The 23,388-nt window shown below is 62.3% G+C and carries 24 protein-coding genes; 18 read left to right on the top strand and 6 right to left on the bottom strand.

Features of this window, described 5'->3' with window-relative positions; genetic code table 11:
- Positions 1-109: 109 nt before the first annotated feature.
- Entirely contained in the window at positions 110-2,824 is a 2,715-nt protein-coding gene (secA, locus tag BLJAPNOD_RS07155; RefSeq protein ID WP_077500986.1) for a preprotein translocase subunit SecA, read from the bottom strand.
- Between the two features lie 245 nt (positions 2,825-3,069).
- On the opposite strand from secA, the gene BLJAPNOD_RS07160 reads away from it, so the two are divergent.
- The 6 genes from BLJAPNOD_RS07160 to BLJAPNOD_RS07185 all read left to right on the top strand — a co-directional run bounded on the left by BLJAPNOD_RS07160 (position 3,070) and on the right by BLJAPNOD_RS07185 (position 7,382).
- Entirely contained in the window at positions 3,070-3,927 is an 858-nt protein-coding gene (locus BLJAPNOD_RS07160; protein ID WP_115419349.1) for a peptidylprolyl isomerase, read from the top strand.
- A 134-nt stretch (positions 3,928-4,061) separates the two neighbouring features.
- Complete coding sequence (gene argJ / locus BLJAPNOD_RS07165) at positions 4,062-5,303, top strand: bifunctional glutamate N-acetyltransferase/amino-acid acetyltransferase ArgJ (protein ID WP_077500984.1); 1,242 nt, start codon at positions 4,062-4,064, stop codon at positions 5,301-5,303.
- Between the two features lie 93 nt (positions 5,304-5,396).
- Positions 5,397-6,215 carry a GNAT family N-acetyltransferase gene (locus BLJAPNOD_RS07170; RefSeq protein WP_176356459.1) on the top strand — a complete coding sequence of 273 codons (819 nt, stop codon included), beginning with the start codon at positions 5,397-5,399 and terminating at the stop codon, positions 6,213-6,215.
- A 3-nt stretch (positions 6,216-6,218) separates the two neighbouring features.
- Positions 6,219-6,632 (top strand): 8-oxo-dGTP diphosphatase MutT, encoded by a 414-nt coding sequence (gene mutT, locus BLJAPNOD_RS07175; protein ID WP_115419350.1) that lies wholly within the window; start codon positions 6,219-6,221, stop codon positions 6,630-6,632.
- A 181-nt stretch (positions 6,633-6,813) separates the two neighbouring features.
- Positions 6,814-7,134 (top strand): hypothetical protein, encoded by a 321-nt coding sequence (locus BLJAPNOD_RS07180; RefSeq protein WP_077500981.1) that lies wholly within the window; start codon positions 6,814-6,816, stop codon positions 7,132-7,134.
- A gap of 74 nt (positions 7,135-7,208) precedes the next feature.
- Positions 7,209-7,382 (top strand): Flp family type IVb pilin, encoded by a 174-nt coding sequence (locus BLJAPNOD_RS07185; protein ID WP_115419351.1) that lies wholly within the window; start codon positions 7,209-7,211, stop codon positions 7,380-7,382.
- 72 nt (positions 7,383-7,454) lie between these two features.
- Here BLJAPNOD_RS07185 and BLJAPNOD_RS07190 read toward each other — a convergent pair whose 3' ends face one another.
- Positions 7,455-8,333, bottom strand: a complete 879-nt coding sequence (locus tag BLJAPNOD_RS07190; RefSeq protein ID WP_115421175.1) for an SAM-dependent methyltransferase — start codon at positions 8,331-8,333, stop codon at positions 7,455-7,457.
- A gap of 173 nt (positions 8,334-8,506) precedes the next feature.
- On the opposite strand from BLJAPNOD_RS07190, the gene BLJAPNOD_RS07195 reads away from it, so the two are divergent.
- From BLJAPNOD_RS07195 to BLJAPNOD_RS07215, 5 genes are all read left to right on the top strand, one after another.
- Positions 8,507-9,283: a ComF family protein gene (locus tag BLJAPNOD_RS07195; RefSeq protein WP_115419352.1), complete on the top strand. Its 777-nt coding sequence runs from the start codon at positions 8,507-8,509 to the stop codon at positions 9,281-9,283.
- Positions 9,284-9,330: 47 nt separating this feature from the next.
- Positions 9,331-9,588: a glutaredoxin 3 gene (grxC, locus tag BLJAPNOD_RS07200; RefSeq protein WP_077500978.1), complete on the top strand. Its 258-nt coding sequence runs from the start codon at positions 9,331-9,333 to the stop codon at positions 9,586-9,588.
- A 115-nt stretch (positions 9,589-9,703) separates the two neighbouring features.
- Positions 9,704-10,561 carry a carbon-nitrogen hydrolase family protein gene (locus tag BLJAPNOD_RS07205; RefSeq protein ID WP_115419353.1) on the top strand — a complete coding sequence of 286 codons (858 nt, stop codon included), beginning with the start codon at positions 9,704-9,706 and terminating at the stop codon, positions 10,559-10,561.
- A complete protein-coding gene (locus tag BLJAPNOD_RS07210) occupies positions 10,558-10,986 on the top strand; it encodes a DUF1178 family protein (RefSeq protein WP_115419354.1) in 429 nt (142 codons plus the stop codon). The genes BLJAPNOD_RS07205 and BLJAPNOD_RS07210 overlap by 4 nt, the downstream gene beginning before the upstream one ends.
- Before the next feature lie 126 nt (positions 10,987-11,112).
- Entirely contained in the window at positions 11,113-11,679 is a 567-nt protein-coding gene (locus BLJAPNOD_RS07215) for a GNAT family N-acetyltransferase (protein WP_115419355.1), read from the top strand.
- A 97-nt stretch (positions 11,680-11,776) separates the two neighbouring features.
- Here BLJAPNOD_RS07215 and ubiG read toward each other — a convergent pair whose 3' ends face one another.
- Both ubiG and BLJAPNOD_RS07225 read right to left on the bottom strand, forming a co-directional pair.
- Positions 11,777-12,523, bottom strand: coding sequence for a bifunctional 2-polyprenyl-6-hydroxyphenol methylase/3-demethylubiquinol 3-O-methyltransferase UbiG (gene ubiG / locus BLJAPNOD_RS07220; protein ID WP_077500975.1), 747 nt, complete (start codon positions 12,521-12,523; stop codon positions 11,777-11,779).
- 127 nt (positions 12,524-12,650) lie between these two features.
- On the bottom strand, positions 12,651-13,199 hold the full coding sequence (locus BLJAPNOD_RS07225; protein ID WP_077500974.1) for a dihydrofolate reductase family protein: 549 nt from the start codon (positions 13,197-13,199) through the stop codon (positions 12,651-12,653).
- A 268-nt stretch (positions 13,200-13,467) separates the two neighbouring features.
- Here BLJAPNOD_RS07225 and BLJAPNOD_RS07230 point away from each other — a divergent pair, with 268 nt between their 5' ends.
- Both BLJAPNOD_RS07230 and BLJAPNOD_RS07235 read left to right on the top strand, forming a co-directional pair.
- Positions 13,468-13,677, top strand: coding sequence for a DUF2892 domain-containing protein (locus BLJAPNOD_RS07230; protein ID WP_115419356.1), 210 nt, complete (start codon positions 13,468-13,470; stop codon positions 13,675-13,677).
- Between the two features lies 1 nt (position 13,678).
- Positions 13,679-14,203 (top strand): sigma-70 family RNA polymerase sigma factor, encoded by a 525-nt coding sequence (locus tag BLJAPNOD_RS07235; protein WP_115419357.1) that lies wholly within the window; start codon positions 13,679-13,681, stop codon positions 14,201-14,203.
- A 45-nt stretch (positions 14,204-14,248) separates the two neighbouring features.
- On the opposite strand, the gene BLJAPNOD_RS07240 is transcribed toward BLJAPNOD_RS07235, so the two are convergent.
- Both BLJAPNOD_RS07240 and BLJAPNOD_RS07245 read right to left on the bottom strand, forming a co-directional pair.
- Positions 14,249-14,977 carry a class I SAM-dependent methyltransferase gene (locus BLJAPNOD_RS07240; protein ID WP_115419358.1) on the bottom strand — a complete coding sequence of 243 codons (729 nt, stop codon included), beginning with the start codon at positions 14,975-14,977 and terminating at the stop codon, positions 14,249-14,251.
- A 295-nt stretch (positions 14,978-15,272) separates the two neighbouring features.
- On the bottom strand, positions 15,273-16,805 hold the full coding sequence (locus BLJAPNOD_RS07245; protein WP_115419359.1) for an ABC-F family ATP-binding cassette domain-containing protein: 1,533 nt from the start codon (positions 16,803-16,805) through the stop codon (positions 15,273-15,275).
- On the opposite strand from BLJAPNOD_RS07245, the gene BLJAPNOD_RS35150 reads away from it, so the two are divergent.
- The 5 genes from BLJAPNOD_RS35150 to prmC all read left to right on the top strand — a co-directional run bounded on the left by BLJAPNOD_RS35150 (position 16,792) and on the right by prmC (position 23,169).
- Entirely contained in the window at positions 16,792-17,199 is a 408-nt protein-coding gene (locus tag BLJAPNOD_RS35150) for a hypothetical protein (protein ID WP_147294530.1), read from the top strand. The two genes, BLJAPNOD_RS07245 and BLJAPNOD_RS35150, sit on opposite strands and share 14 nt — an antisense overlap.
- Positions 17,200-17,507: 308 nt before the next feature.
- Entirely contained in the window at positions 17,508-18,782 is a 1,275-nt protein-coding gene (locus BLJAPNOD_RS07250; protein WP_077500969.1) for an aspartate kinase, read from the top strand.
- 90 nt (positions 18,783-18,872) lie between these two features.
- Positions 18,873-21,140, top strand: coding sequence for a phosphoenolpyruvate--protein phosphotransferase (gene ptsP / locus BLJAPNOD_RS07255; protein ID WP_077500968.1), 2,268 nt, complete (start codon positions 18,873-18,875; stop codon positions 21,138-21,140).
- Between the two features lie 71 nt (positions 21,141-21,211).
- Complete coding sequence (gene prfA, locus BLJAPNOD_RS07260) at positions 21,212-22,294, top strand: peptide chain release factor 1 (protein WP_077500967.1); 1,083 nt, start codon at positions 21,212-21,214, stop codon at positions 22,292-22,294.
- A 5-nt stretch (positions 22,295-22,299) separates the two neighbouring features.
- Positions 22,300-23,169, top strand: a complete 870-nt coding sequence (prmC, locus tag BLJAPNOD_RS07265; RefSeq protein ID WP_115419360.1) for a peptide chain release factor N(5)-glutamine methyltransferase — start codon at positions 22,300-22,302, stop codon at positions 23,167-23,169.
- Positions 23,170-23,388: the final 219 nt, after the last annotated feature.

The following is a 23,388-nucleotide window of genomic DNA, read 5'->3' on the forward strand; positions in this document are numbered from 1 at the left end:
CGGCCGACGCCAGGTCATGCGGCCACGCCACTGGACATCGGGAGACGAGGCGGTCTTCGCCTTTCCCGCCTCGCAAACAAAAATGCCGCCCGGAGGCGGCATTTTCAGATTAGGCTTCGTAAATTCCGTGGCAGTGCTTGTACTTCTTGCCGGAGCCGCATGGGCAGGCCTCGTTGCGCGAGACCTTGCCCCAGGTCGACGGATCGGCCGGGTTGCGGTTTTCCGGAGCGACAGCCAGGAGCGAACCGGAGCCACCGCCAAAATCGTCTTCGCCGGTCAGCGGGTCGATATGGTGGCCTTCCATCAGTGGCGGCACGGGCTGCGGCGCTTCGGCCGCTTCGCGCACCAGTTCGACGCGCATCAGCTGGGCTGTTACGGCCTGGCGAAGGTTGCCGAGCAGGGCCTGGAACAGCTCGAAGGCTTCGGACTTGTATTCCTGCAGCGGGTCGCGCTGGGCATAGCCGCGGAAGCCTACGACCGAACGCAGATGGTCGAGATTGACGATATGTTCGCGCCAGAGATGGTCGAGCGTCTGCAGGATCACCGAGCGTTCGACATATTGCATGATTTCAGGCCCGAAACGCTCGGCGCGCTCGGCAACTGCCTGGTCGGTGGCCGCCGTGACACGCTCCAGGATATCGGCCTCGTCGATGCCTTCTTCAGCCGCCCATTCGACGATCGGCAGGTCGAGGTTGAGGTACTGCTGCACGTCGGCCTTCAAGCCTTCGACGTCCCACTTTTCGGCATAGGCGCGCTCGGGGATACGCTTGGAAACGATGTCCTCGATGACTTCGTTGCGCATGTCGGTCACGGTTTCGGTGACGCTGACGGCATCCATCAGCTCGATGCGTTGTTCGAAGATCACCTTGCGCTGGTCGTTGAGCACGTCGTCGTATTTCAGAAGGTTCTTGCGGATATCGAAGTTGCGGGCTTCGACCTTCTTCTGTGCACGCTCGAGCGCCTTGTTGATCCAGGGGTGGATGATCGACTCGCCTTCCTTAAGGCCGAGCTTCTGCAGCATGCCGTCCATGCGGTCGGAGCCGAAGATGCGCATCAGGTCGTCCTGAAGCGACAGGTAGAACTTGGACCGGCCCGGGTCGCCCTGACGGCCGGAACGGCCGCGCAGCTGGTTGTCGATGCGGCGGCTTTCGTGGCGTTCGGTGGCCAGAACGTAAAGCCCGCCGGCGGCCAGCGCCTTCTCCTTCAGTTGCTGCACCTCGGCACGGATCGCCTGTTCGCGTTGGTCGCGCTCAGGGCCGGGCTCGACTTCCGAGAGTTCCTGCTGGATGCGCATGTCGACGTTGCCGCCGAGCTGGATGTCGGTACCGCGGCCGGCCATATTGGTGGCGATCGTGACGGCACCCGGAACGCCGGCCTGGGCCACGATGAAGGCTTCCTGCTCGTGATAACGCGCGTTCAGCACCTGGAAGTTGTCGAAGCCCGATTTCTTCAGGAGATCGGCAAGCTGTTCGGACTTTTCGATCGACGTCGTGCCGACCAGCATCGGCTGGCCACGCTCGTGTGCCGACTTGATCTCGTCGATGATGGCCTTCAGCTTTTCGCCCTGCGTACGATAGACCTCGTCGTCCTCGTCGATACGCTTGATCGGCAGGTTGGTCGGAACCTCGATGACTTCCAGGCCGTAGATGTTGCCGAATTCTTCCGCTTCGGTGGAGGCCGTGCCGGTCATGCCGCCGAGCTTGGAATACATGCGGAAATAGTTCTGGAAGGTGATCGAGGCGAGCGTCTGGTTCTCGGGCTGGATCTGCACCTTTTCCTTGGCTTCGAGCGCCTGGTGCTGGCCTTCGGAATAACGACGGCCCGGCATCATGCGGCCGGTGAACTCGTCGATGATGACGATCTCGTCGTTGCGGACGATGTAGTCCTTGTCGCGCTGGAACAGCTTGTGGGCCTTGAGCGCGTTGTTGACGTGGTGGACGATCGCGACGTTTTCGATGTCGTAGAGCGATTCACCCTTGAGCAGGCCTGCCTCGCGCAAGAGATTTTCCAGCTTCTCGGTGCCGTCTTCGGAGAAGTTGGCCGAGCGCTGCTTTTCGTCGATCTCGTAGTCCTCCGGCGAAAGCATCGGAATGAACTCGTTGATCGTGTTGTAGAGATCCGAGCGGTCGTCGAGCGGGCCGGAGATGATCAGCGGCGTGCGCGCTTCGTCGACGAGGATCGAGTCCACTTCGTCGACGATGGCGAAGAAGTGGCCGCGCTGAACCATCTGAGCGCGCTCATACTTCATGTTGTCGCGCAGATAGTCGAAGCCGAGTTCGTTGTTGGTCGCGTAGGTGATGTCGCAGCCATAGGCAGCCTTGCGCTGGTCGTCCGTCAGGCCATGAACGATGACGCCGGTCGACAGCCCGAGGAAGCTGTAGATGCGGTTCATGGTGGCGGCGTCGCGCTGGGCCAGGTAGTCGTTGACGGTGACGACGTGGACGCCCTTGCTGGCAAGCGCGTTGAGATAGACCGGCAGGGTCGCGACCAGCGTCTTGCCTTCACCGGTCTTCATTTCGGCGATGGCGCGCTCATGCAGGATCATGCCACCGATCAGCTGGACATCGAACGGACGCAGGCCAAGGACGCGGCGGGCGGCCTCGCGGGCGACAGCGAAAGCCGGGACCAGGAGGTCGTCCAGCGTCTTGCCGTCGGCGAACTCCTTGCGGAATTCCACGGTCTTGGCGGCGAGTGCCTCATCCGACAAAGCCTTCATATCGGCTTCAAGAGCGTTGATGGCATCCACCCTGACCTTGTAGCCACGCACACGGCGATCGTTGGAGGAGCCAAACAACTTGCGGGCTAGGCCGCCGAGACTGACCATATGAATGGTCCTTTCTTTTTTGTTGCCTTGGGTTCCACTGGCCGCACCGTCCAAAACCGCGCAATGCCGTGAAACGCCCGGAAACTGTTCTGGACGCGAGGTTGCGTGACAGATAAGAGGGGGGTCGAATTATGTCAACGCACTTGCGTGGCCGGGCGGCTACAGAACCGCCACATTCTGGTGGTGTTCAGCCGCCACGAGGCCGATGCAATCGCGTTGACGGCCAAAGGTGAAAGGTTACGAGCATGTCGAAGTTTAAGACCCTGGCCGCCGCGGCCCTGGTTGCGGTGATCGCCGTTCATGGTGTCGCGCGCGCCGAAGATGCGGACCCGGTCATCGCCACGGTCGGTGGCGAAGAAGTGCGCCAGTCCGAGCTCAATCTCGCCCTTGGCGGTCTCGATCCGCAGCTCCAGCAGATGCCGGAAGAGCAGAAGCGCGCCGCAGCGCTTTCGGCCGTCATCGACGTCAAGCTCCTGTCGAAGACTGCCGAGAAGGAAGGCCTTCAGGACGATGCGACCTTCAAGCAGCGTCTCGCCTACCTGACCGAGCGCGAACTGCACAATGCCTTCTTCAAGAAGCACGTGGTCGACGCCATCACCAAGGAAGAGGTGAAGGCGCGCTACGACAAGGAAATCGCCGCCGTTCCGGTGCAGGAAGAGGTCAAGGCGCGCCATATCCTCGTCAAGACCGAGGATGAGGCCAAGGAAATCATCAAGGAACTTGACGCCGGCAAGAGCTTCGTCGAGTTGGCCAAGGCCAAGTCCTCCGACCCGAACAAGGACGACGGCGGCGACCTCGGCTACTTCACCAAGGGCCGCATGGTTCCGGAATTCGAAGCCGTCGTGTTCACGCTCGACAAGGGCGCCTACACCAAGACGCCGGTGAAGACGCAGTTCGGTTTCCACGTCATCCTGGTCGAAGACAAGCGTCCGCAGGCCCCGCCGGCGCTGGAGCAGGTCGAGCCGCAGGTTCGTCAGCTCGTCATGCGCGACAAATACGTTGAGCTGCTTGCTGCTGCCAAGAAGGATGCCGGTGTCGAGATTTCCGATCCGGCTCTGAAGAAGGCCTATGACGAGGCCAACAAGGCGCAGGAAGCCAAGTAATTTTTCGACAGACGGGCCCCGTCCAAGGGCAGGGCTCGTCGATCAACGTTTCTTGTGGATGCCCGACGGCTGAAAGCCGTTCGGGCATTTGTCGCAACTTCCCCTTGATCCCACGTTCTTCAGGCAGGTTTCCCATGTCCGGTTCCGTCTCTCCGCTCGCTCCAAAAACCTTTGTCGAAATGCCCGCTTTGCGCGGCGTTCGCATGGCAACGGCCGCGGCCGGCATCAAGTACAAGAACCGTACCGACGTGTTGATGATGGTTTTCGACAAGCCTGCTGCTGTTGCCGGCGTGTTCACGCGCTCCAAGTGCCCGTCGGCGCCGGTCGATTTCTGCCGTCAGAACCTCAGCGGCGGCGTTGCACGCGCGGTGGTCGTCAATTCCGGCAACGCCAATGCCTTCACGGGCAAGAAGGGCCGCGAAGCGACGGAACTGACGGCAAAATCGGCAGCGAAAGCCGTCGGTTGCGCCGAGGGCGAGGTGTTCCTGGCTTCGACCGGCGTGATCGGTGAACCGCTGGACGCGACGAAGTTTGCAGGCGTGCTCGACGACCTCGCCGCTGCCGGCACGGAAGCTTTCTGGTTTGAGGCCGCCAAGGCGATCATGACGACGGACACCTATCCGAAGGTCGCCACGCGCGTGGCCGAGATCGATGGCGTCAAGGTCACGATCAACGGTATCGCCAAGGGTGCCGGCATGATCGCGCCTGACATGGCGACCATGCTCTCCTTCGTCGTCACCGACGCCGATATCGCGCCGGCGGCGCTGCAGGCGTTGCTTTCGGCCGGCGTCGGCCCGACGTTCAATTCGGTGACCGTCGATAGCGACACTTCGACGTCCGATACGCTGATGCTGTTTGCGACCGGGGCTGCCGCTGCCGACGGCCAGCAGAAGGTGACGGACGCGTCCGACGCGAAGCTCGACGCCTTCCGCGCGGCGCTCAACGACCTGCTGCGCGATCTGGCACTCCAGGTCGTTCGCGACGGCGAGGGCGCGCGCAAGATGGTTGCCGTTACGGTGGAAGGTGCCGAAAACGATGCGGCTGCCAAGCGCATCGCGCTTTCGATCGCCAATTCGCCGCTGGTCAAGACGGCGGTCGCCGGCGAGGACGCCAATTGGGGACGCGTGGTCATGGCCGTCGGCAAGGCTGGCGAGATGGCCGAACGCGACCGGCTGGCGATCTGGTTCGGCGATGTGCGCGTCGCCGTCGACGGCGAGCGCGATCCGACCTATTCGGAAGCGGCGGCCACGGCGGTGATGAAGGCGCAGGATATCCCGATCCGCGTCGAAATCGGGCTTGGTGCCGGGCGTGCGACGGTCTTTACCTGCGACCTCACCAAGGAATATGTCGAGATCAACGGCGACTACAGAAGCTGACGTCCTCGCGAGCAGCTTTTCCCGGGGCCGTTTGCGGCACTCGAGGCTGCTCGCAGCGCCGGTACCTGGGTTTGGCCTGTTGGGGGTAAGCAGATGACATCGAACGAGACACAGCCCGGCGCAGGCGATGCCGCGGCTGGAGGCAAGGACAAGCGGATGGTTGATCTTCCGAGCGTGCGGCGGCTTGAGGCAGTCGGTTTTCGCGCCTGGCCGGCAGCGTCGGTCCACTATGACGGCAGCTGGCTGATCCGGCTGAATGCGGGTCACGATTCCAAGCGTCTCAATTCGGTCAACCCGCTCGATCCCTCGGATTACCGCGACATTCCGGTCCGGCTGGAAAAGGCCGCCAGGCGCTTTGCCGATTACGGGCGGCCGCTGACCGTGCGCCAGACGCCGTTGACGCCGCCGCAACTGATCGCCCACATGGACGGCGAAGGCTGGACTGCCTTTTCCCATAGCACCGTGATGATGGCTGACATTGCCGAGCGTGACTTCGGCGAAGGTATCGACCATCTGCCGATCAAGGATGTCGGCCGCTTCGTCGATGCGCGCATCCGCATCGGCAAGGACGACCCGAAAACCAAGGCCGCACTGGCCGAGATCATCAACGCCATCAAGCCGGAAAGTGGTCTGTTCCTGTTCGAGGATGTGGAGAGCGGCCCCACGGCGGTATCGCTGGTCGTCCAGGACAACGACCTTGCCGGCATCATGCTGTTTGCCGTCGACGAGCACTTCCGCCGGCAGGGCCTGGGCAAGGCCATGCTCGACGTGTCGCTGCGCTGGGCCCGCCTGCGCGGCGCCAAGAAGGCCTGGCTGCAGGTCGAGGCAGACAACGAGGCAGCGCTGGCGCTTTATCGCAGTGCGGGCTTTTCGGACGTCTACAACTACCTCTACCGTACGCCGAAGGCCTGACGCATGGATGCCACCGGAAAGAAGATCGTTCTCGTCGCCGCCTGCGCATTGGTCGATTCCGACGGTCGCATCCTTCTGGCGCAGCGCCCCCAAGGCAAGTCGCTGGCCGGTCTGTGGGAGTTTCCCGGTGGCAAGGTCGAGCCCGGCGAGACGCCGGAGGAAACGCTGATCCGCGAACTGGATGAAGAGCTCGGTATCCAGACCAAGGTCGCCTGCCTTGCGCCGCTTACCTTCGCCAGCCACACCTATGACGATTTCCACCTGCTGATGCCGCTCTATGTCTGCCGTCGCTATGAAGGTGTGGCGATCGGGCGGGAAGGCCAGGCTATCAAATGGGTGCGTTCCAAGGCCCTGCGCGACTATCCGATGCCTCCTGCCGACGAGCCGCTCATCCCATTTCTGATGGATTTGCTCTGAACCTACCCAAAAACCGGCCGATTATTAATCGATCGTTTATCTCCCTCCCGCAAAGATAGCTGCAATTCAGTTTCGGTACGTGGCGTTCAGCGAACGGCGTATCGGTTTCGGGCAATGTGGCAGGACGAAGCTTGGGAAGGATGCTCCCGTTCGCCGCACCTTATGCGTTTGTGAGGCTGGGATGGTTGACGACGATTTCTGGAGGACGGTTCAGGAGAAGGACATGGTGACGAGCCAGTCCCGCCGGACAGGTGTGCTCAATCTGTCGCTGCTGTTTGGAACAGCCGTGATTGCGCTAACCCTTATCCTGACACCGATGCTGTCTTCGAAGGCGGACAAGCGCATGCTCGCGAACACGCCGATGGACTACGACAATATTTCGACCGGCTCTATTCCCTCGAACGGCACCACCAAGCGCTATACCGTGCGCCGCAGCGTGCTGCAGGAAATGCCGGGGGCTGTCTGCATCATCGATGCCGACGGCAGCAAGAGTGGCTGCTGATCTGGGCGGCGCGTCGGACTGGTTCCTTGCGTGTCTGCCGGTCGGGAGGCGAGTTCCAACCGGGCTGGGTACCTATGAACACGTTGAAGCGCCTTATTCGCGATAGAAGCGCGGCCACCGCGGTTGAGTATGGGCTGATCGCTGGCCTGATTTGCCTCAGCCTGATTCTTGGCCTGGAGCAGCTCAGAGACGCGCTCCTGTCTCTTTTCAATCTGCTGACAACGACGTTCCTGGATTCTCGAAACTGACGACCTGCTGGTCTAAAGTACAGCGGCCTTTGCGCGTAACTTTTGACGCGCGGCGCTGTAAACATCTGGTTTTCAGACCGGTCGTTCCTTTGTCCCCAACGCCTCTGACAACCGCTGTTTCGCAGAGCCCGGTTTCAGCGGTTTCTGCTGGCTTTCGTGCGGCGCCCAGCCCGAGAGATAGACGACCGAGAAGGTCGCACGGATGCGGCCGTCCGGGTCGGAAAAGCGCTCCGCGTAGATTTCCGCGGCCCTCAGGAAAATGCGCCGGGAGACAGGTGTCCGGCTGCGCGCTCTAAGCGGGCTGGTCATGCCCATCGCCCGCAAGTCTCTTATGAGCGCGAAGAGAGAATCATAACGAACCGTATAGGTTTCCGCGTCCGCCACCGGCAGGGCAAAGCCCGCCCGCTGCAGCAACGCGCCCATGTCTCGAACATCGGCAAAGGGAATGACGCGTGGACTTGCTCCACCGGTCAGCTCGGCTTCTGCCGCAAGCAGCGCCTCGCGCAACTCGTTCAGCGTTCCATTGCCGGGTATCGCCGCCAGGAACAGTCCGTCGGGTTTCAACGCACGGCGCGCCTGGATGAAGGCGCCCGGCGTGTCGTTGGTCAGGTGAAGAGAAAGCGGAGAGACGAGAAGATTGAGCGTCTCGGGCTCTGCGGGGACGCGCTCGAGCGGCGCGACCGAAACCGGCATGGCGATGGTGCCGAAACCGGGGTCCGTTTCCACCCGCTCGACCGTTCCGACCTTGCCGGTTTCCAGAAGACGGAGTGCGGTTGCGCCGGTGTAGCCGTGCAATTCCATCGCCTTGTCGAACTGGCGCTCGACCACGCTGACGCGGTCGGCCAGTTCCTGTGCGACGATATCGAGGAGAAAGGCTGCCTTTGGGTCGGCATTGTTGAGTGCCCGGCGGCGGTGCGCCTCGACGAGGCTCTGGTCAAAGATGATTTCCACGGTACTCTGCTCCGGCAGCATGATGGCCTCCCCGGATCGGAACCGATTCAAAAGAGACATCATGCCGAAATTCAAAGTGCTTCGGCGACATCAGCGCATCCGAAATGGCGCGCAGCGCTGCAGCGTATTCCAGCGTCCTGCAAAGAAACCCACACGACGGCAAAGTCAACCTTATGAACCGGAATGAGCGGCAATTTGGACTGGCCGGTGGCCTCGCCTTTCTGCGACGGATCGGCAATGATCTCGTCGACGTCGTCTATCCTCCCGCCTGTTGCGGCTGTGGGCGGCTGATGGGCCGCCACCGGGCCGTCTGCGCACCCTGCTGGTCGACACTTCAACTGATCGAGCGGCCCTATTGCGAAATCCTTGGCCTGCCGTTCGCCCATGATCATGGGGAGGGGACGGTCTCGCCCGAGGCGATTGCCAATCCGCCGGTTTTCGACCGTCTGCGCTCGGTTGCCGTTCACGACGGCATCGCTCGCGATCTCGTGCATGGATTGAAGTATCGCGACCGTACCGATCTCGCGCCAATGATGGCGGAATGGATGGTCCGGGCGAGCGACGGCGCGGTCGCTTCCGCCGATGCCGTCATCCCGGTGCCGCTGCATGCCTTCCGGCTCTGGGGGCGCAAATTCAACCAGGCGGCGGAGCTTGCCCGCGCCGTGGCAGCGCTGTCAGGCCGCCCCTATCTGCCGTCAACGCTTCGCCGCATCAGGCGCACGACCAAGCAGGTCGGGCTTGGCGCCAAGGCACGCGAGGACAATGTTCGCGGCGCCTTTGCCGTTGCCGAAAGCGGCAAGCAAGGTCTCATCGGAAAACGCATCGTCCTCGTCGACGACGTATATACGACTGGCGCCACCGTTTCGGCCGCGGCCCGCGCGCTGAAGCGGGCGGGCGCCGGACACGTCACGGTTTTAACCTTTGCAAGAGCCATGTCCGGTCTTATATGACAAACGAAAGTCCGGCATCGTTGCCGGTGAAGGAGCGGTTAGGAAACATGGCTTCGGTCGTTATTTATACGCGTCAGTTCTGCGGCTATTGCTCGGCTGCCAAAAAGCTTCTGGAGACCAAGGGCGTCTCGTTCCTCGAACACGATGCGACTTACGATCCGCAGGTGCGCCAGAAGATGATCGACAAATCGCATGGCGGCACCACATTCCCGCAGATCTTCATCAACGACATCCATGTCGGTGGTTGCGACGATCTGCACGCGCTGGAGCGGGCCGGAAAGCTCGACGAGATGCTGGCCGCCTAGACCCTTTCCGCCTTGGGTGGAGCGACAGAAACGCTCCATTGCCGTATCTTCAAGAATTCCCTGATGGAAAGCCGGTTCGGACTTTCCCAGGAATGCTCGCAGGAGCCCGACTGCAATGACCTTCAAGGCTGCCGCCATCCAGATGTGTTCCGGCGTCGATCCGGCGAGAAATGCCGAGACGATGGCGCGGCTGGTGCGCGAGGCGGCAAGTCATGGCGCAACCTATGTCCAGACGCCGGAGATGACCGGAGCGCTGCAGCGCGATCGCGCCGGCTTGCGGGCGGTGCTCAGGGACGAGGCGAACGACATCATCGTGCGCGAGGCGGCAAAACTTGCGGGCGAACTCGGCATTCATCTGCATGTCGGATCGACCGCCATTGCGCTAGCCGACGGCAAGATCGCCAATCGCGGTTTCCTGTTCGGTCCGGACGGGGTCAAGATCTGCGACTACGACAAGATCCATATGTTTGACGTCGATCTCGACAATGGCGAGAGCTGGCGCGAGAGTTCCGCCTACACGCCGGGCGCCACCGCGCGGCTGGCGGATCTCGATTTCGGCAAGCTCGGTTTCGCCATCTGCTACGACGTCCGCTTCCCCGAATTGTTCCGCCAGCAGGCGGTTGCAGGGGTCGAAGTCATGTCCGTGCCGGCGGCCTTTACCCGGCAGACGGGCGAGGCGCATTGGGAGATCCTGCTGCGTGCCCGCGCCATCGAGAACGGCTTTTTCGTCATCGCGGCAGCCCAGGGCGGCGTGCATGAGGACGGACGCGAGACCTTCGGCCATTCGATGATCGTCGACCCTTGGGGCAAGGTGCTTGCCGCGGCCGGTGCTGCCGGCGAAGGGATCGTTCTGGCGGATATCGACGTGGCAGCCGTGCATGCGGCCCGCGCCAAGATCCCGAACCTCAGGAATGCCCGCAGCTTTGCGCTGGATCAGGTCCTGCCCGCCGGCAAGGGAGGCGTTGCCGCTTGATCCGCTATACGCTTTCCTGCGATCAGGGCCACGCTTTCGAGGGCTGGTTCTCGTCGAGTGACGACTTCGATGGCCAGATGGAGCGCAAGCTGGTTTCCTGCCCCACCTGCAATTCGACGTCGGTTGCCAAGCAACTGATGGCACCGTCCGTCGCGACCGCCCGCAAGAAGGAAGCGACGCGGGCGCTGGTCATGGACCAGGCGCAGAAGGAAACCGTGGCCAAGATCCGCGAACTCGTCAAAGCGGTGCGCGAAAACGCCGAGGACGTCGGCGACCGCTTTCCCGAAGAGGCGCGCAAGATCCATTATGGTGAGGCGGACGAACGCGGTCTGATCGGCCAGGCGACCGTGGAAGAGGCCGTGGCGCTTCTCGAAGAAGGCATCGCGATCGCGCCGCTGCCGGTGTTGCCCGACGAGGTCAACTGATCGTCACGCCGTGGCTCCTCGCGCCAGCCAGATTGATCCTCTTCCCATAAAATCCGGGAAAGACCCTTTAAAAACAGGTCTTTGGTTCCCATTTCCGGGTCTTTGCAATCCAGGACTTTATGAGCAATGGACCTTTGCGACATTCGCCTTACCACCGATCGCCTGACGATCCGGCATTTTGCACCTGAGGATTTCGAAGGGTTCCATGCCTATCACCGGCTGCCGGAAGTCTACCGCTATCTCTATGCTGATCCGCTCGACGAGCACGCGGCCCGCGAAAAATTCGCCAAGGCGAGCAATCCTCGTCTCGATGAGGACGGCGATACCGCGGTTTTTGCCGTCGAACGACGGGAAGATGGTGCGCTTGTCGGCGAGGTCCTGTTGAAGCTCGCCAGCAAAGCAGCGCGGCAGGCGGAAACCGGCTACATCTTCAACCCGGTATTTGCCGGCAAGGGCTATGCGACCGAGGCGATGCGGGCGGCGCTCGATGTCGGTTTTTCGCAGCTGAATTTCCACCGGATTTTTGCCCGCCTCGATCCGCTCAATGCGGGCTCGGTCGGCGTCGTCGAGCGCCTCGGCATGCGCCGTGAGGCGCATCTCATCCAGAACGACCTGTTCAACGGGCAATGGGGCGACGAATACATTTACGCCCTGCTGCAGCACGAATGGCAGGCACGGCCGAAGGCCGCCTGAGGCAACTCCCGGACAAATGGAAAACCCTCCGGCGAAAGGCATCGCCGGAGGGTTCTTATTTTTCAGTCCAGACTTCTGAAGCTCGACGACCTAGCCGTCAAAGCGGGCGCTTGGCGACAATCATGTAGTTGACGTCCATGTCCTTCGACAGGTTCCACTGGTTGGAGAGCGGGTTGAAGAACACGCCGGTGCGCTCGGTGACCTCCAGTCCGCTTGCGACAAGCGGCTTTTCCAGTTCCTCGGGGCGCACCAGCTTTTCATACTGGTGGGTGCCGCGCGGCAGCCAGCGCAGGACGTTTTCGGCGGCGAAGATCGCAAGTGCCGCGGCCTTCATCGTGCGGTTGATGGTGGCGACGAACATCAGGCCGCCCGGGCGGACCATATGGGCGCAGGTGGTCATGAAGAAGTCGACATCGGCGACGTGCTCGACCACTTCCATGTTGAGGACGATGTCGAAGCTTTCGCCCGCTTCTGCAAGAGCTTCCGCCGTCACGGCGCGATAGTCGACGGTAACGCCACTGCCGGCGGCGTGGGTCTTGGCAATGCCGATGTTCTTTTCCGAGGCATCGGCTCCGACGACGTCGGCGCCCATGCGGGCCATCGGCTCCGACAGCAGCCCACCGCCGCAGCCGATATCGAGCAGGCGAAGCCCCTTCAGCGGCTGCGGGCTCTTCGGATCACGGCCGAAATGCTCGGCAACCCGGTCGCGGATATAGGCGAGGCGCACGGGGTTGAACTTGTGCAGCGGCCGGAACTTTCCCGTCGGGTCCCACCACTCGGCGGCCATGGCCGAAAAGCGGTCTACCTCGCTCTGGTCGATCGTCGTGCGCGCTTGCTCGCTCATGCTGCCGTCTCCTTCATTCTGCCTGATGAAGTCGGACGATCGGACAGGGATGTCAAGAGGCGGGCCATGGCCACAACAGCGCATCTGACGTGGCCAGAGCACCCGCCGCGACATCGGCAGCGCCCGATCAGGCATCCGGCTGCGGCTGGTAGTGGAGGATGACGACGCCCGATTTGAGCGGCCTTGTGTGGGTGAGCTTGAGGGTGGTGCGCTTCGGCACGGATTTGAAGAGCGGAACGCCCTTGCCGAGCAGCACCGGGTTGATGCCGAGGCGATATTCGTCGACCAGGCCCTTTTCCACCAGCCCTGCGGCAAAATCTGCGCTGCCGAAGATGAAGATGGTACCGCCGTCCAGCGCCTTCAGGCGTTCGATTTCGGCCACGGCATCGCCGGCAACGAGGGTTGTGTTGTGCCAATCAGCACTCGTCAATGAACGGGAGAAGACGTATTTCTCTGCGCCGTTCATATAGGTGGCGATGTCGCCCTCGGCCTCTGGCCAGTAGGACGCCATCATCTCATAGGTCACCCGGCCGAAGAGCAGCGTATCGCCTTCACGCTGGGTCTCGCCGATATAGCCCGCAAGTTCGTCCTCGAAGACGAACCAACTGATGTCATGGCCGGGCGCTTCGAAGAAGCCGTCGACACTGACCATGTCCCACATGATGACCTTGCGCATTATTGTTCTCCCATTTTTGCTGGCCGGCCGGTCGCGACCTTCCGCACTGACGGAAAGATGATCCCGAAACTGATTGCGAAATGCAAGTAGTTTTATCTTGATGGCGAATGTGATGCCGGTCTACCGGGCTGCGCTTGGCCTGTGCCGGTCCGCCAGGGATGCGGCCAACAATGGGGTCAGAAAAAAATGATCGCCGTCGCGAATCCGTTCGCTGTGTCGCCGCCTCTTATCTGCGCAGGCAAATCGAGAGACTTGGAAGGACAACGGAATGGCATTCTATCGCAAGAATATCGGTACAGCCCAGGGCATCGGCAGGCTTGCCCTTGGGATCCTGGCGGCAACCACCTCGATTCAATTGCTGGATACGGGGTTAGCAATAGCGGGAGCGGCGTTGGGCGTGGGTTTTGCGCTCACTGGTATTGTCGGCTATTGCCCAATGTGCGCAATGGCAGGCATTGGCAAGAAACGCGGCGGATAAAGTGGCAGGCAAAGGACTATCGCAGACGGTTTTCGAAGAGGCGCGGCTCGGCAACCGTCAGGCGATCATTCGGCTGATCGAGGCGACACAACCGGATGTTCGTCGTTATGCCCGATCGCGCTGCCGCGCCAGCGACGAGGACGATGCAACGCAGGAGGTGCTGTGGCAGCTCTTTCGTCGTGTCGGTGCGATCCGCTCACTGGCCGCCTTGCCCAACTGGCTCTTCACGGTCGCCATGCGGGAATGCCTCCGGCTCGCGCGCAAGGGCCGCTCGTCGATTTCAGTCCCGGTCGAGGACAAGGAGGCCCAGGCCGCGCTTGTAGCGCGACCCGAGTTGGACTTGCGCCTCGATCTGGCGGCGGCGATCGAGGCGCTACCTGGTCACTACCGCGATGTCGTGCTGCTGCGCGATATGCAGGAGCTGACCGTTGGCGAGATCGCGCTCCGTCTTGGGGTGACCCAGCAGGCGGTCAAGGCGCGGCTTCACCGGGCACGTGCGCTCATGCGGAAACAGCTGTCAGGCTGATGCTTGTCGCGGGTGTGCTCGTCGCTGCGCGACAGATCGAGCAACTTATCGTTGTGCGTCTACGATCAGGATCATCGGACGTTCCATCTCTTCGGCAAGATCCGGATTGGCATCGATCTGTGCCGGTGTCGGGTACCACTCCTCGACGTGACGGATGGCGAAGCCTGCACGCATCAAGGCGTTGAGCGTGGTGCCGATGGTGCGATGATACTTGACGACGCCCTTGGCCAGCCAGTCCGTCGTGCGCCGGCCCTCGACGGAGTAGTGGTCCACCGGCCAGCGCTTCCGGCCGTCTTCGCCGACCTGCCAGCCCGGAGTGAGCGAGGCCATGTAGATCGGGTGCTCGATGGTGAAGACCAGGTGCGCGCCCGGCACCAGCGCATCGTGGATCGCCCGGACCAGCCGGTCGAAGTCCTCGACATAATGAAATGCGAGCGAACTGTAGGCGACGTCGAAGGCGCCGGCTTCAAGCGCAAGGTGATCGAGATCGGCGATGCCGTATTCGATCGCAGGATCGGCCGTATCGCGACGAGCGCGGGCAATCATGTTTTCCGATAGGTCGAGCCCGAGCACGCGGGCTGCACCCTGCTCGCGGGCGAAGCGCGAGAACCAGCCGAAGCCGCAGCCGAGGTCGACCACGCGCTTGCCCTTCAGATCCGGCAGGGCGGCGCGGATCGCCGGCCACTCTGCCGCACCGTCTAGACCGTGCACGGACCGGCCGAGCTGGCTATAGCCTTTGAAAAATTCCGGTTTGTCGTAGATATTCTGTGCCATTTCATTCTCCATCAAAAATGCCGATGGACGGCGCACCCGTCAAAAGAAGAACCCCGTCCGTTTCCGGCGAGGCTGCAGGTGCGCGAACGCTCTTTCGTCAGCGTGCTCTATCGCCCCCGCATCCCGCCTGTTGGGATGCCGGCCGAACGCGCAACGATATGGACGTCATGTTCGCACATGGATCCGATATCGCCCGATCGCATCCTCCAGTCAAGTTCGTTGCTGAGGAAGCCATTGGCCCGGTCGATCAGAAAAAAATAGGGGTGCACGGCATCAGCCGTGCACCTCTCGTTCGTCAGGCCCCGTCGCCCTTTGCTGCCGCGGCGAAGAAATCCTCAGGGTCATCGACCTCGACAAGCTTGCGTTTCTCGATCAACCAGAACCGATCGCCGATGTTGCGCACGAAGCTGCGGTCGTGGGACACCAGCAGGCAACTGACCTCGTTTTTCATCAATTCGTCTTCGAGCGCTTCCTGGCCATCGATGTCGAGATGGTTGGTCGGTTCGTCGAGCAGATAGAAGTTGGGCTCACGCAGGCGAAGCACCAGCATCGCCAGGCGCGCCTTCTGGCCGCCCGAAAGCCTGCCGACCGGCTTGTCCTGCATGTCGATGCCGACGCCGGCGCCGGCGAGCAGCGAGCGCACTTTCGGGTCGCTCAGCGAAAACCGGCGGGAAAGTGCGGCAAGCGGCGTCTCCTTGTCCGAAAGCCCCGCAAGCGCCTGGTCGCTGTAGCCGAGCACCAGGGAGGGCGTGGCTTTCAGCGTTTCGGGCGCGCGTGCCGGCTCTTCGATCGCGGTGCGGATGAGGTTGACCAGCCGCGTCTTGCCGGCGCCGTTCTCGCCGAGCAGGACGATTCGGTCGCCCTGGCAGATCCATCGTTTTCCCGTGCGGAAAAGCGGGGTGCCATCCGGGGTTTCCACTTGGACATCGTCGAGCGTCACCAGGATTTTCGCGTGCGTTCCGCGATTGGTGAGCCGGATTGATCCGGCCGAACGCTCCTGATGGGCGGGCTTGGCGGCGTCTTCCAGCCGGTCGGCCCGCTGGCGCAACTGCTTGGTCTTCACCGTCAAAAGATCGCTGCCGGAGTTGATGCCGATATTGTTGAGCTTGGCCGCCTGGCGCCGCAATTGCTGCGCCACCTTCATGTCGCGCTGATACCGCCGCTCTTCCGAAGCGTCGAGTTCATCGATGGCAGCCCGCGCCTGCGAATAGGGCAGGGCAAAGACAGGCGATTGGTCCGGGCGCAGGAACAGCGTGCGGTTGGTGGTGGCGTCTAGGAAGGCGCGGTCGTGGCTGGCGATCAGCACCGGCACGTCGCGCGGCAGCGCGTTTAGCCAGGATTCGAGCCTCGCGATCTTGGCAAGATCGAGATGGTTGGTCGGCTCGTCGAGAAGCAGCGCGTCGGGATCGGTTACCCAGACGCGCGCCAGCAGCGCCAGCCGCTGCCAGCCGCCGCTCAACTCCGCGACGGAGCGCTGACGAAGCGCTTCGGGCACGTCGAGCTGGTCGAGCACGATATCGACGCGCCAGCTCTCGCTGTCGGCTTGCTCCGCCGAGAGTGCTGAAAGTACTGCTTGGTGGAACGATAACGTCAGGAGTTCTGCCGGCACGTTCTGCTCGACATGGCCGACGGTCAGTCCACGCGAGCGGGTGATTTCGCCCGTCGTCGGTTCGAAGCTGCCGCCGATCGACCGGAGCAGGGTGGATTTGCCGCGCCCGTTGGCTGCGACGATGCCCAGCCGATCGCCGGCGGCGATCGAAAGGTTGAGGTTGGAGAAAAGCGACGTGCTGAGGGTGACGCCGAGGTTGCGGATATTGATCAAGGCCATGTTCGTTCTCTGGACTGCGCGAGCGACGGCAGACATCCACGGGCGGCAAAACATCTGCCGGGTTGGGCGGAATGTCGGACCCGAAGCACGATATCGTGCAGGTATCGGGCCACGTCGGCTCGGTATGGAAAACGGCGCGGGCATTCAAACCGAAACGGTTTTCAGCCGCACCACACTGGGGCAGACCAGGGATAAGGTTCGCGATTACGCGAAGCGATTGTACCGGTCAGCCCTGCAAACGCATCTGCAGGGCGTTGACGGGGCCACGCTGGCGGTGGTGCCGGAAAAATGTCATCACAACGCAGCCCTCCTTTCACAATCGAGTTGCGTCGCCTCATTACCATCGCCGCGAACAATTTTCAACGGGGTGCCGACGGTTGTGTGCCACTGGTGATGGCTGATGCCACATCTGAAAAGCCGCAAAGGTGTCTGGCAGAGCATTTGTTGCTACCAATGGCGACGATTGGAAATATTGTTGCTCGGCGTGCGGTCGCGTCGTGGGCAAGCGAGCCTTATTCCTGCCTTCTTGCCATTGCGCCCCGCCCCCCGATCCGCTAAGAGACGCCGCGACTTTCCGCTCCCCGAAGCGGTGATTGGCCGATGTCCGAGAAGTCTCCCAAGCTTTTTGATCGTCGGGCGCCGACGGGGGCGCATTCCTGTCACGCGCGCTCGCGCGCAAACATCGGTACCGGTAGAGGCGAAATGGCACGCATCGTGATGAAATTCGGCGGAACTTCCGTCGCTGATTTGGACCGCATTCACAACGTTGCCCGCCATGTGAAACGTGAAGTCGACGCCGGCCACGAGGTCGCGGTCGTCGTTTCCGCCATGTCCGGCAAGACCAACGAACTGGTCGGCTGGGTGCAGAACATGCCCAAGGTCGCCGGCAGCAACGCGCCGTTCTACGATGCGCGCGAATATGACGCCATCGTTGCCTCGGGCGAGCAGGTGACCTCGGGGCTGCTGGCGATCGCGCTGCAGTCGATGGGCATCAATGCGCGCTCCTGGCAGGGCTGGCAGATCCCGATCCGCACTGACAACGCTCATGGCGCTGCGCGCATCCTCGACATCGAGGGCGCCGAAATCATCCGTCGCATGGGCGAGGGCCAGGTGGCCGTTGTCGCCGGCTTCCAGGGGCTTGGCCCGGACAACCGGCTGGCGACGCTCGGCCGCGGTGGCTCCGATACGTCGGCCGTTGCGATTGCCGCAGCCGTCAAGGCCGACCGTTGCGACATCTACACCGACGTCGACGGCGTCTACACCACCGACCCGCGCATCGAGCCGAAGGCGCGGCGTCTGAAAAAGATCGCGTTCGAGGAAATGCTGGAAATGGCATCGCTCGGCGCCAAGGTGCTGCAGGTGCGCTCGGTCGAGCTTGCCATGGTGCACAAGGTCCGTACCTTCGTGCGCTCGTCTTTTGAGGATCCCGATGCGCCGGGCATGGGTGACCTTCTCAATCCGCCCGGCACGCTGATTTGTGATGAGGAAGAAATCGTGGAACAGGAAGTCGTAACCGGCATTGCCTATGCCAAGGATGAAGCCCAGATTTCGCTGCGTCGTCTTTCCGACCGGCCGGGCGTTTCCGCGGCGATCTTCGGGCCGCTGGCTGAAGCCCATATCAATGTCGACATGATCGTCCAGAACATCTCTGAAGATGGTTCGAAGACCGACATGACCTTCACCGTTCCGTCGGGCGATGTCGACAAGGCTCTGCGCGTGCTCGGCGACAACAAGGAAAAGATCGGCTACGACGTGATCCAGTCGGAAGCCGGCCTCGTCAAGGTCTCGGTCATCGGCATCGGCATGCGTAGCCACGCCGGCGTTGCCGCATCGGCGTTCCGTGCGCTCGCCGACAAGGGCATCAACATCAAGGCGATCACCACCTCCGAAATCAAGATCTCGATCCTGATCGACGGACCCTATGCCGAATTGGCAGTTCGCACTTTGCATTCCGCCTACGGTCTCGATAAGAGTTAATCCAGAGGTGACTGATTTGGGATTCGCAGCGGTTTCGGCTGCGAATTCTTCCGCCGCCGTCGTCTACTCTTTTTCGGGGGACCCCACGCGATGAGAGACCTTTCCGCAGGTCCGCGCGTTCTCCTCAAGCGGTTGCGCGAACTGATGGCGGAACCGCTCGAGCCACAGGAGCGCCTTGACCGGATCGTGCGCCAGATCGCACAAAACATGGTCGCGGAAGTGTGTTCGGTCTATGTGCTGCGTTCCGACGGGGTGCTCGAACTCTACGCGACCGAAGGTCTGAACAAGACCGCCGTCCACTTGGCGCAATTGAAGATGGGGCAGGGCCTCGTCGGCACCATTGCCGCCTCCGCGCGTCCGCTCAATCTGTCCGACGCCCAGGCGCATCCCGCCTTCACCTACCTGCCGGAGACCGGCGAAGAGATCTATCACTCGTTCCTCGGTGTGCCGATCCTGCGCACCGGCCGTGCGCTCGGCGTTCTCGTCGTTCAGAACAAGGCGATGCGCAACTATCGCGAAGACGAGGTCGAGGCTCTCGAAACGACCGCCATGGTTCTGGCCGAAATGGTCGCGACCGGCGAGTTGAAGAAGATCACCAAGCCCGGCCTCGAGCTAGATCTGTCCCGCCCGGTCTCGATCGACGGCAACAGCTATGGCGAAGGCATCGGACTTGGCTATGTCGTGCTGCATGAGCCGAGGATCGTCGTCACCAACCTTCTGAACGAGGATACGGACCAGGAGCTGCAGCGGCTTGCCGAAGCGCTGGGGTCGCTGCGGATCTCGATCGACGACATGTTGTCGCGGCGCGAAGTGTCGATGGAGGGCGAGCACCGCGCGGTGCTCGAGACCTATCGCATGTTTGCCCATGACCGCGGCTGGGTGCGGAAGCTGGAAGAGGCGATCCGCAACGGCCTGACGGCCGAAGCCGCCGTCGAGCGGGTGCAGAGCGAGACCAAGGCGCGCATGATCCGGCTGACGGATCCCTATCTGCGCGAGCGCATGCACGATTTCGACGACCTCGCCAACCGGCTGTTGCGCCAGCTTTCCGGCTATGGCGCCAAGCTTTCGGCAAGCGATTTTCCGACCGATGCGGTGGTCGTCGCCCGAGCGATGGGCGCTGCCGAACTTCTCGACTATCCGCGCGAAAACGTTCGCGGCCTGGTGCTTGAAGAAGGCGCCGTCACCAGCCACGTGGTCATCGTTGCCCGTGCCATGGGTATTCCGGTGGTCGGTCAGGCGGCGGGTGCCGTCGCCCTTGCGGAAAATCGCGACGCCGTCATCATTGATGGCGACGATGCCAAGGTGCATCTGCGGCCGCTGGCCGACCTGCAGCGCGCCTACGAGGAAAAAGTGCGTTTCCGGGCTCGCCGCCAAGCGCAGTTCCGCGCGCTTCGGGATGTCGAGCCGTTGACCAAGGACGGCAAGCGCATCACGCTTCAAATGAATGCCGGCCTTCTGGTCGACCTGCCGCATCTGAACGAAGCGGGTGCCGAGGGCATCGGCCTCTTCCGCACCGAGTTGCAGTTCATGATCGCCTCGACCATGCCGAAGGCGGAAGAACAGGAAGCCTTCTATCGCAGCGTGCTGAAGCAGACCGGCGGCAAGCCGGTGACCTTCCGCACGCTCGATATCGGCGGCGACAAGGTCGTTCCCTATTTCCGCGCGGCGGAAGAGGAGAATCCGGCGCTCGGCTGGCGGGCGATCCGTCTTTCGCTCGACCGGCCCGGGCTCTTGCGCACCCAGCTTCGCGCCATGCTGCGCGCGGCGGCTGGTCTAGAGCTGAAGCTGATGCTGCCGATGGTGACCGAGGTCTCGGAGCTGAAGGAAGCCCGCGAGCTCCTGCAAAAGGAAATCGAGCGCCAGTCGAAGCTTGGCGAACAGCTACCGCGCAAGCTCCAGTTCGGCGCCATGCTGGAAGTGCCGGCGCTCTTATGGCAGCTCGACGAACTGATGAGCGAGGTCGATTTCGTCTCGGTCGGCTCCAACGATCTGTTCCAGTTCGCCATGGCGGTCGATCGCGGCAACGCCCGTGTTTCCGACAGGTTCGACGTGCTCGGTCGGCCTTTCCTGAGGATCCTGCGCGATATCGTGCGCGGTGGCGAGCGCCATCAGACGCCAGTGACGCTGTGCGGCGAGATGGCGAGCAAGCCCCTGTCTGCAATGGCGCTGCTCGGTCTTGGCTACCGTTCGGTGTCGATGTCGCCGACGGCGGTCGGTCCGATCAAGGCGATGCTTCTGGCTTTGGATGCTACCAAGCTCGGCGAGGTGCTGAACGCGGCGCTCGACGATACGCGCGACCAGACGCCGGTTCGCCAGATCCTCATCGATTTCGCTGCGGCGAACGGCATCCCGGTTTAGATAGATTTGAAGCGCTTTTATCCTCGTCCAGACTATGATCCGGGCGAGGCGAAGCGCATTTGGAGTGACACTTGGCAAAGCTTCCCATTGAAAAAATGCGCGAACTGGAACGACGGTTCAGCGAGATCGAGGCCCGCATGTCGGCGGGGCCTGCGGCCGACGTCTATGTGAAGCTCGCGTCGGAATATTCCGAACTGCAGCCCGTGGTGACGAAGATCCGTGCCTATGAGAAGGCGACCGCCGAGCTTGCCGATATCAATGCCATGTTGGCCGACAGAACGACCGACAAGGACATGCGTGACCTCGCCGAGATGGAAAAGCCTGACGTCGTCGAGGCGATCGAGCAGTTGGAGCAGGAGATCCAGATCCTGCTGCTGCCGAAGGACGCGGCCGACGAAAAGAGCGCGATCCTCGAAATTCGTGCCGGAACCGGTGGTTCCGAGGCGGCGCTGTTTGCCGGCGACCTCTACCGGATGTACGAGCGCTATGCGGCGGGCAAGGGATGGAAGGTCGAAGTGCTTTCGTCCAGCGAAGGCGAAGCCGGCGGTTTCAAGGAAATCATCGCGACTGTTTCCGGCCGCGGCGTGTTTGCACGGTTGAAGTTCGAATCCGGCGTGCATCGTGTTCAGAGGGTACCGGAGACCGAGGCGAGCGGCCGCATTCACACCTCGGCCGCAACCGTCGCCGTGTTGCCGGAAGCCGAAGAGATCGACATCGAGGTTCGCCCCGAAGACATCCGCATCGACACCATGCGCTCGTCGGGCGCGGGTGGGCAGCACGTCAATACGACGGACTCCGCGGTGCGCATCACCCATCTGCCGACCGGCCTTGTCGTGACCAGTTCGGAAAAGTCGCAGCACCAGAACCGCGCCAAGGCGATGCAGGTCCTGCGGTCCCGGCTCTACGACATGGAGCGCCAGCGCGCCGACAGCGAGCGTTCGGCAGACCGCAAGAGCCAGGTGGGTTCCGGCGACCGCTCCGAGCGCATTCGCACCTACAACTTTCCGCAGGGGCGCATCACCGATCACCGTATCAACCTGACGCTCTACAAGCTTGACCGCATGATGATGGGCGAAATCGACGAGGTCGTCGATGCACTGCTGGCCGACTACCAGGCGAGCCAGTTGGCGCTTCTCGGCGAGCAGCGGGGCTGATCGCGATGACGGCAACGCTCGCGCGCCTCGTTTCGGAAAGCCGGGACCGCCTGACGGCGGCCGGTATCGAACATGCGGCGCTCGACGCGCGCCACCTGGTTTCGGGCCTGCTCGGGCTTTCGCTGACGGATGTCGTGACCCGCGGCCGCGATACGGTTTCGGAGGCCGATACCGCCAGGGTGCGGGCGGCCGTGGAGCGACGGGTGGCCCGCGAACCGGTCTATCGCATTCTCGGTGAGCGGGAGTTCTTCGGGTTGCCGCTCAAATTGTCGCGGGAAACACTGGAGCCGAGGCCGGATACGGAAACGCTCGTCGATCGCATGATCCCGCATCTGCGTCATACCGTTGCGGCGAAGGGGAGCTGCCGGCTCCTCGATCTCGGCACGGGCACCGGGGCGATCTGCCTGGCCTTGCTGTCCAGCGTTCTTGAAGCCCGAGGCACGGCCACCGATATATCGCAGGACGCGTTGGCGACGGCGAGCGCAAATGCGGAGGCGCTTGGGCTTTCGGAACGCTTCGAGGCCCTGCGCAGTAATTGGTTCGAGCGTGTGGAGGGCCGGTTCGACGCCATCGTCTCAAATCCGCCTTATATACGGTCCAGTGTGGTCGCAGAGCTTGAGCCGGAAGTGCGATTGCACGATCCAGCCGCAGCGCTCGATGGCGGAGACGACGGGCTTGATGCCTATCGTGCCATCGCCCTTCAGGCCGGTCATCATCTTGAGACAAACGGCGTGATAGGCTTGGAAATCGGTTTCGATCAGAAAGAGGCGGTTACGGCATTGTTTGATGCCGCGAACTTCCGTTTGCGCGAAGAAGCCAAGGATCTGGGCGGCAACGACCGGGTTCTGATCTTCGAGCGTAGCTTCGACCGTTGAAAAAATGCTGCACTTGCGCATCTTCTTTCTTGCAGACGCAAAGAAAGGGCTTGGAATCCCAGAGGAAGCGGGCTAGTTTGCCCGCGCACTGGGCAGATGGTCATGGACCTAAGATTCGTTCCGGTATGACCTGGCCACGGGGATTGCTCTCAAGAAAGAGTTGCTAGGGTTCAACAGTGCCTTGTGCAGGTACCTGTTAATTTGACGCCAGTCGGCGCC

It is taken from the genome of Ensifer sp. M14, assembly GCF_003355565.1.
Classification (GTDB): Bacteria; Pseudomonadota; Alphaproteobacteria; order Rhizobiales; family Rhizobiaceae; genus Ensifer.

What these genes read in the sequence shown, in the direction of transcription:
- ptsP (WP_077500968.1), top strand. Translation starts at nt 18,873, where the DNA reads ATGAGAGACCTTTCCGCAGGTCCGCGCGTTCTCCTCAAGCGGTTGCGC.
- grxC (WP_077500978.1), top strand. Translation starts at nt 9,331, where the DNA reads ATGGCTTCGGTCGTTATTTATACGCGTCAGTTCTGCGGCTATTGCTCG.
- BLJAPNOD_RS07250 (WP_077500969.1), top strand. Translation starts at nt 17,508, where the DNA reads ATGGCACGCATCGTGATGAAATTCGGCGGAACTTCCGTCGCTGATTTG.
- argJ (WP_077500984.1), top strand. Translation starts at nt 4,062, where the DNA reads ATGTCCGGTTCCGTCTCTCCGCTCGCTCCAAAAACCTTTGTCGAAATG.
- BLJAPNOD_RS07170 (WP_176356459.1), top strand. Translation starts at nt 5,397, where the DNA reads ATGACATCGAACGAGACACAGCCCGGCGCAGGCGATGCCGCGGCTGGA.
- BLJAPNOD_RS07180 (WP_077500981.1), top strand. Translation starts at nt 6,814, where the DNA reads ATGGTTGACGACGATTTCTGGAGGACGGTTCAGGAGAAGGACATGGTG.
- BLJAPNOD_RS07230 (WP_115419356.1), top strand. Translation starts at nt 13,468, where the DNA reads ATGGCATTCTATCGCAAGAATATCGGTACAGCCCAGGGCATCGGCAGG.
- BLJAPNOD_RS07225 (WP_077500974.1), bottom strand. Translation starts at nt 13,199, where the DNA reads ATGCGCAAGGTCATCATGTGGGACATGGTCAGTGTCGACGGCTTCTTC.
- BLJAPNOD_RS07215 (WP_115419355.1), top strand. Translation starts at nt 11,113, where the DNA reads ATGGACCTTTGCGACATTCGCCTTACCACCGATCGCCTGACGATCCGG.
- secA (WP_077500986.1), bottom strand. Translation starts at nt 2,824, where the DNA reads ATGGTCAGTCTCGGCGGCCTAGCCCGCAAGTTGTTTGGCTCCTCCAAC.
- prmC (WP_115419360.1), top strand. Translation starts at nt 22,300, where the DNA reads ATGACGGCAACGCTCGCGCGCCTCGTTTCGGAAAGCCGGGACCGCCTG.
- ubiG (WP_077500975.1), bottom strand. Translation starts at nt 12,523, where the DNA reads ATGAGCGAGCAAGCGCGCACGACGATCGACCAGAGCGAGGTAGACCGC.
- BLJAPNOD_RS07205 (WP_115419353.1), top strand. Translation starts at nt 9,704, where the DNA reads ATGACCTTCAAGGCTGCCGCCATCCAGATGTGTTCCGGCGTCGATCCG.
- BLJAPNOD_RS07240 (WP_115419358.1), bottom strand. Translation starts at nt 14,977, where the DNA reads ATGGCACAGAATATCTACGACAAACCGGAATTTTTCAAAGGCTATAGC.
- BLJAPNOD_RS07195 (WP_115419352.1), top strand. Translation starts at nt 8,507, where the DNA reads ATGAACCGGAATGAGCGGCAATTTGGACTGGCCGGTGGCCTCGCCTTT.
- BLJAPNOD_RS07185 (WP_115419351.1), top strand. Translation starts at nt 7,209, where the DNA reads ATGAACACGTTGAAGCGCCTTATTCGCGATAGAAGCGCGGCCACCGCG.
- mutT (WP_115419350.1), top strand. Translation starts at nt 6,219, where the DNA reads ATGGATGCCACCGGAAAGAAGATCGTTCTCGTCGCCGCCTGCGCATTG.
- BLJAPNOD_RS07245 (WP_115419359.1), bottom strand. Translation starts at nt 16,805, where the DNA reads ATGGCCTTGATCAATATCCGCAACCTCGGCGTCACCCTCAGCACGTCG.
- BLJAPNOD_RS07160 (WP_115419349.1), top strand. Translation starts at nt 3,070, where the DNA reads ATGTCGAAGTTTAAGACCCTGGCCGCCGCGGCCCTGGTTGCGGTGATC.